The sequence below is a fragment of the Mesorhizobium sp. PL10 genome, assembly GCF_053714315.1.
In genome coordinates, this window is the sequence record NZ_JBSKBR010000081.1 from 1 (window position 1) to 5,224 (window position 5,224).

General features: G+C 62.3%; 7 protein-coding genes. 6 read left to right on the forward strand and 1 reads right to left on the reverse strand.

All coding sequences use genetic code 11. From position 1 onward, the window contains the following. From ACWGTO_RS32600 to ACWGTO_RS32625, 6 genes are all read left to right on the forward strand, one after another. On the forward strand, positions 1-881 hold an 881-nt coding region (locus ACWGTO_RS32600; RefSeq protein ID WP_454578821.1), incomplete at its 5' end, for an NtaA/DmoA family FMN-dependent monooxygenase. A 24-nt stretch (positions 882-905) separates the two neighbouring features. Further along, positions 906-1,769: an ABC transporter permease gene (locus ACWGTO_RS32605; RefSeq protein ID WP_454578822.1), complete on the forward strand. Its 864-nt coding sequence runs from the start codon at positions 906-908 to the stop codon at positions 1,767-1,769. Between the two features lie 47 nt (positions 1,770-1,816). Continuing rightward, positions 1,817-2,815, forward strand: a complete 999-nt coding sequence (locus ACWGTO_RS32610; RefSeq protein ID WP_454578823.1) for an ABC transporter substrate-binding protein — start codon at positions 1,817-1,819, stop codon at positions 2,813-2,815. A 110-nt stretch (positions 2,816-2,925) separates the two neighbouring features. Then, a complete protein-coding gene (locus ACWGTO_RS32615) occupies positions 2,926-3,687 on the forward strand; it encodes an ABC transporter ATP-binding protein (RefSeq protein WP_454578824.1) in 762 nt (253 codons plus the stop codon). Positions 3,688-3,874: 187 nt separating this feature from the next. Beyond that, on the forward strand, positions 3,875-4,360 hold the full coding sequence (gene parS, locus ACWGTO_RS32620; RefSeq protein WP_454578825.1) for a type II RES/Xre toxin-antitoxin system antitoxin: 486 nt from the start codon (positions 3,875-3,877) through the stop codon (positions 4,358-4,360). Continuing rightward, positions 4,357-4,866 (forward strand): RES family NAD+ phosphorylase, encoded by a 510-nt coding sequence (locus ACWGTO_RS32625; RefSeq protein WP_454578826.1) that lies wholly within the window; start codon positions 4,357-4,359, stop codon positions 4,864-4,866. Before parS ends, ACWGTO_RS32625 begins: the two co-directional genes overlap by 4 nt. Here the strand turns inward: ACWGTO_RS32625 and ACWGTO_RS32630 are convergent. Next, the coding region (locus ACWGTO_RS32630; protein ID WP_454578827.1) for a hypothetical protein at positions 4,863-5,224 on the reverse strand (362 nt) is incomplete at its 5' end. The genes ACWGTO_RS32625 and ACWGTO_RS32630 overlap by 4 nt on opposite strands.

The window sequence follows — 5,224 nt, forward strand, 5'->3', positions numbered from 1 at the left end:
CGGTCAAGGCGCTGTGGGACAGCTGGGAAGACGACGCCTTCATCCGCGACAAGCAGTCGGGCCGCTTCTACGACAAGGACAAACTGCACGACATCGATCACAAGGGCGAGCATTTCAGCGTCAAGGGTCCGCTCAACGTGCCGCGCCCGGTGCAGGGCCATCCGGTTGTCGTACAAGCCGGGCAGTCCGAAGACGGACGCGGGCTTGCCGCGCACTCGGCCGAGGTCATCTTCACCGCTCATCAGAAGCTCGAGACGGCGCAGGAATTCTACCGCGACATCAAGGCGCGCGTGGCTGAAGCCGGCCGCGACCCCGGCCAGGTGCTGATCATGCCGGGTGTGGCGCCCTTCGTCGGCCGCACGAGGGAAGAAGCGCAAGCCAAGTACCAGCTCAACGACCTCATCCTGCCCGAGGACGGCGTGGCGCTGCTCAACGGACTTGCCGGCCAGACGCTCGACATCAGGGGCTATCCGCTCGACGGACCGCTGCCGGTAGCCAAGGAAACCGAAGGCCTGAAGAGCCGCCAGGCGCTGATCCGCCAGATCGCCGACGAGCACAATTTTTCAATCCGCCAGCTCTATCAATGGGTGGCGACCGCGCGCGGCCATTACACCATCATCGGTAGCGCCACCGACATCGCCGACCAGCTGGAAGAATGGTTCACCAGCGAGGCGGCCGACGGCTTCAACATCCTGCCGCCCTGGCTGCCCGGCGCGCTCGACGACTTCGTCGATTTGGTGATCCCCGAACTGCAGCGCCGGGGCCTGTTCCGCACCGCTTACGAAGGCCGGACATTGCGTGAAAACCTCGGCCTCAGGCGGCCGGAAAATCGATGGACCTTGAAAACGGCCCCGCGCTCGACCGTGCTGGCCGCCGAGTAATCTTCCCCAACGAAAGGCATGACGATGAGTTTGCAACACATCGAGCGGCCAGTTCTTGGCCACAGTGGAATCCTTGGTCCAGATGGCAACGGCGGCGGCCTCGGCATGGATGCCTTGCGCCTCGGCGGCCGGACGGCCGGCCGCTTCCTGTCGCGCTACGGCGTGCTGGTCGCCTTCCTCTTTCTCTGGCAGGTATCGAGCAGCGCCGGTTGGGTCAATGCCGCCGTGCTGCCGCCACTCGACAAAATTATCGTCGCCCTGTCGAAGGGTCTAGCCGGCGGCACGCTCGTCGGCGATATCGCTATCAGCCTCCAGCGCGCTGGTACCGCCTTTGCCGCCGCCGTCGCGGTCGCCATTCCACTTGGCCTGCTGATGGGCCAGGTGCGCGCTGTGGAAACCGCGCTCGACCCGATCCTCCAGCTGTTCCGGCAGACCTCGGCGCTGGCGCTCTACCCCGTCTTTATCCTGCTCATGGGTCTGGGCGAAACCTCCAAAATCTTCATTATCTTCTGGGCGACGTTGTTTCCGCTGCTGCTCAACACCACCAGCGGCGTCAAGGAAGTGGATCCAAAACTGCTCGAAATGGCCCGCGTCTATGGCGCGAACCGGTTCACCGTGTTCCGCCGCGTCGTGCTGCCGGGTGCCGTGCCGTCGATCTTCATCGGCTTGAGGCTCAGTGCCTCCACGGCGCTGCTGCTTCTGATCGCTTCGGAAATGATTGGCGCCAACAAGGGCATCGGCTTCCAGGTGATGAACGCGCAGTACAATTTCCAGGTCCCGCTGATGTTCGCGGCGATCGTCATCCTTGCCGGCCTCGGCCTGATCGCCAACCAGGCGCTGGTCGCGCTGCAGCGGCGGCTGTGCCGCTGGAACAATCCCGTCGGCTGAGCAGCCGTCCCCTTCACCCTCTTTCTAAACCATGAAAGGACTGGATCATGACCGTCACACGCCGTTCGCTTCTCCTGCATGCTCCCATCGCCGCCGGCATCATCGCCGCCGGAATGCCTTCGATAGCCCGGTCGCAGGCCGCTTCCGTCAAAATCCGCTTTCTCGCAGGCCGCGGCGGCTTCTCTCCGCATGAGCTCGCCAACGAGCTTGGCTATTTCAAAGGCCTCGGAATCGAGCTCGAAAATGTCGGCTATGTCGGCGGCGGCCCGGAATCGCTGTTCGCGCTGGCTTCCGGCAGCGTCGATCTGGGTTCGGCCGCCACGCCGGCGGTGATCAATTCGATCGCCGGCGGCAACGATTTCGTAGCGGCCTATCCGAGCAACGGCATCAACAGCCAAGTCAAAAGCATCTTCTATGTGCTGGACGACAGTCCTATCAAATCGATCGCCGACATCGCCGACAAGACGATCTCGGTCAACACGCTCGGCGCTCATCTCGACTATACGGTGCGCGAGGCGCTGCACAGCGTCGGCCTGCCGCCGGACGCCGCCAAGTTGGTCGTGGTGCCCGGGCCGCAGCTCGAACAGACCCTGCGTTCACGCCAGGTCGATATCGCCGGGTTCGGCTACTGGCAGGCAACGTTCAGCGGGGCCCTTGTCAACAATGGCGGCGTGCGCGGCGTGTTCAACGATACGGATGTGCTGGGCGAAATCGCAGGCGGTTTCGTCGTGCTGCGGCGGGATTTCATCGCCGCCAATCCCGACGCTGCCCGCAACTTCGTCCAACAGTCGGCGCGCGCCGCCGACTGGTCACGGCAAAATCCTGAGGAGGCGCGCAAGGTGCTGGCCGATTTCCTTAACAAACGCGGTGAGAATGGCGAGCTTGCGCGTTACTGGACCGGCTTCGGCCTACGCGAGGGCGCCAAGGCGACCGACCACGACGTCGATTTCTGGTTGAGCATTCTGGAGCGCGACGGCAGTTTGCCTAAGGGCAAACTCAGGGCCGCCGACATTCTCTACCGGCCGGGCGAAACCAAGACCAACTGAGCCCAGATCGGTTCAGCGTATGAACCGCAGAACCGATCAAACTTTTTGTTTTACGCAATTCAGGACGGAAAACCGTTTGACCGCTTTTCCGGGAATTGGAGGCGCGAGCCATGGTTACTCCACGCGGCGGCGAGATCACGATACGCGACTTGTCCAGATCATTCAGCCTCGGCGGGCGCCAGCTTGCCGTGCTGCGCTCGCTCAATTTCGACATCCACCCCGGCGAGTGCCTCGTGATCGTTGGCGCAAGCGGATCGGGCAAGACGACCCTTCTGCGCATCCTGGCAGGGCTGGAAAGCGCCGACAGTGGTGCCGTCGCGATCGACGGCAGAAAGGTGGAGGGTGTCGGCGCGGAGCGCGCGGTGATCTTCCAGGAGCCGCGCCTGCTGCCGTGGCTGACCGTGCTCGACAATGTCGCCTTCGGGCTTGAAGTGCGCGGCGCGCCCAAGGCGGAAGCCGAAGAGCGGGCGCGGTTCTATATCGCGCTGGTTGGCCTTGCCGAGTTCACCGATGCGTGGCCGCGGCAGCTTTCGGGCGGCATGGCGCAGCGCGTCGGCATCGCCCGCGCCCTGACGGTGCAGCCCGAGATCCTGCTGCTCGACGAGCCGCTCGGGGCTCTCGACGCGATGACCAAGATTTCCATGCAGGAGGAATTGGCACGCATATGGAGTGAGGAGAACGTTACCATGGTCATGGTCACGCATGATCTGGAAGAGGCGATCTATCTCGCCGACAGGGTGCTGATCCTGCCCAAGGAAAAAGGCGGCTTGGCGCGGCTGATCACCATCGACCTGCCACGTCCGCGTGACCGCAGTGAAAGCCGCTTCGTGCGCTATCGCGAGGAACTGCTGCGCGTGTTCGGCCTGCACTGAGGGCGGCAACACGCCAGACGCGCCCATATCGCCTCGGCCTATGAACTTCGCGGAACAGCGTCACACCCCGCACGTCTTGTTGCTCCGGTTGGCATGGTCCGCGGCCCCAAAGATCGCATACGCACCGCCCCTTGAAATCTTGGGTGTCAACTGTCATATTTTGAGCGACACATGACATAGGGCACACATGGCAGCCACAGCGGATAAGGTTCTTGCGGAAGCGAGAAGCGGCGATCTCCAGAAGGTGGAGGCACTGCTCGGCGGGTCTCGTGTCTTATCGCGTCGATTGACCGGCGCACTAGATGCGCATGAATTGCTGCTAAGCGGTCTACCGGCCTCGGCCTTGCACCATCTCGTCGGGCAACTGGTCTTCATCGACAAGACGGCGTCGCTCGAAAAGGCGGTTGGTATGAGCCTGCGAACCTGGCAGCGCCGCAAAGATGCTCCATCCAAACCTCTTAGCCAGGAGCAGAGCGGACGGACGTGGAAGTTCGCCGAGATCCTGGCAAAGGCGACGGATGTCCTCGGCACGCAGGCGGAAGCCGAGCAATGGTTGGAGCGTCCGGCGATCGGGCTCGACCAACATCGTCCGATCGATTTGCTGGGCACCCCCGCTGGCGTCGAACTGGTCGAAGACTATCTGCAGCGGCTTGAATATGGCGTCTATGCGTGACGCCTCTGCCGTTAGCGCTCGGAGGAACGGAACTCATTGCATGGCGGCTCGATCAGACCCTCCACGCCTCGACTTGGGACAGTGGCGAAGGTGCCTATCGGGTCGGTGGTCGTTGGAACAGTAAGGGCGTGAGAGCGGTCTACTGCTCGATTGATCCCGCGGCGGCCATTCTCGAAGTCGCCGTGCACAAGGGTTTTCGCGCGCTCGACACAGTTCCTCACACGCTAACGGCCACTGTCATCGGCGATGCGTCCGCCATACATGTCGTTGATCCTGCCAGCGTGCCCAATCCGAACTGGCTGCGCCCCGGCATACCAGGCGCGGGTCAGCAGGCATTCGGGGATGACCTTCTGCTGAAACATCGCTTCGTGGCGATACCGAGCGCGGTTTCGTCATATAGCTGGAACCTTATCTTCGTGGCGAGCGTGGCGGCAGGTGCCTATGCGCTTAAGCTCCAGGAAGCCTTTGCCCTTGACACAAGGCTGCATCCCCCGGCCGGCCACTAACCCGAGCCGTTGGGACACGGCTGGAGGATCCCCGGGGTTTTCTCATTCATAAGATACAAGTGTGCCTCGACTTCCGCACGAACCAAGCGGGTTGCGTGCATCCTTGGCACAGGTTCCTCGGTCGCTATGCCGGGTCGATAATCTCCGATCAGGTTCGTGATTGTGGACCTCGTTGGTCTGCGAACCGAAGGCATAGCCTTCCCCATTTCCGGCGCTTGGCTCTGTTCGTCAATCTCGTCTAGCCCGACTTCAACAGTTGTTTTTGAATAGATCTTTATAATCAATGAGATGTGCGGTCCCCAAGTTTCCTTAGCACCACACGATCCCCAGATCGTTGCGTATGAGACAGCTATTCGCG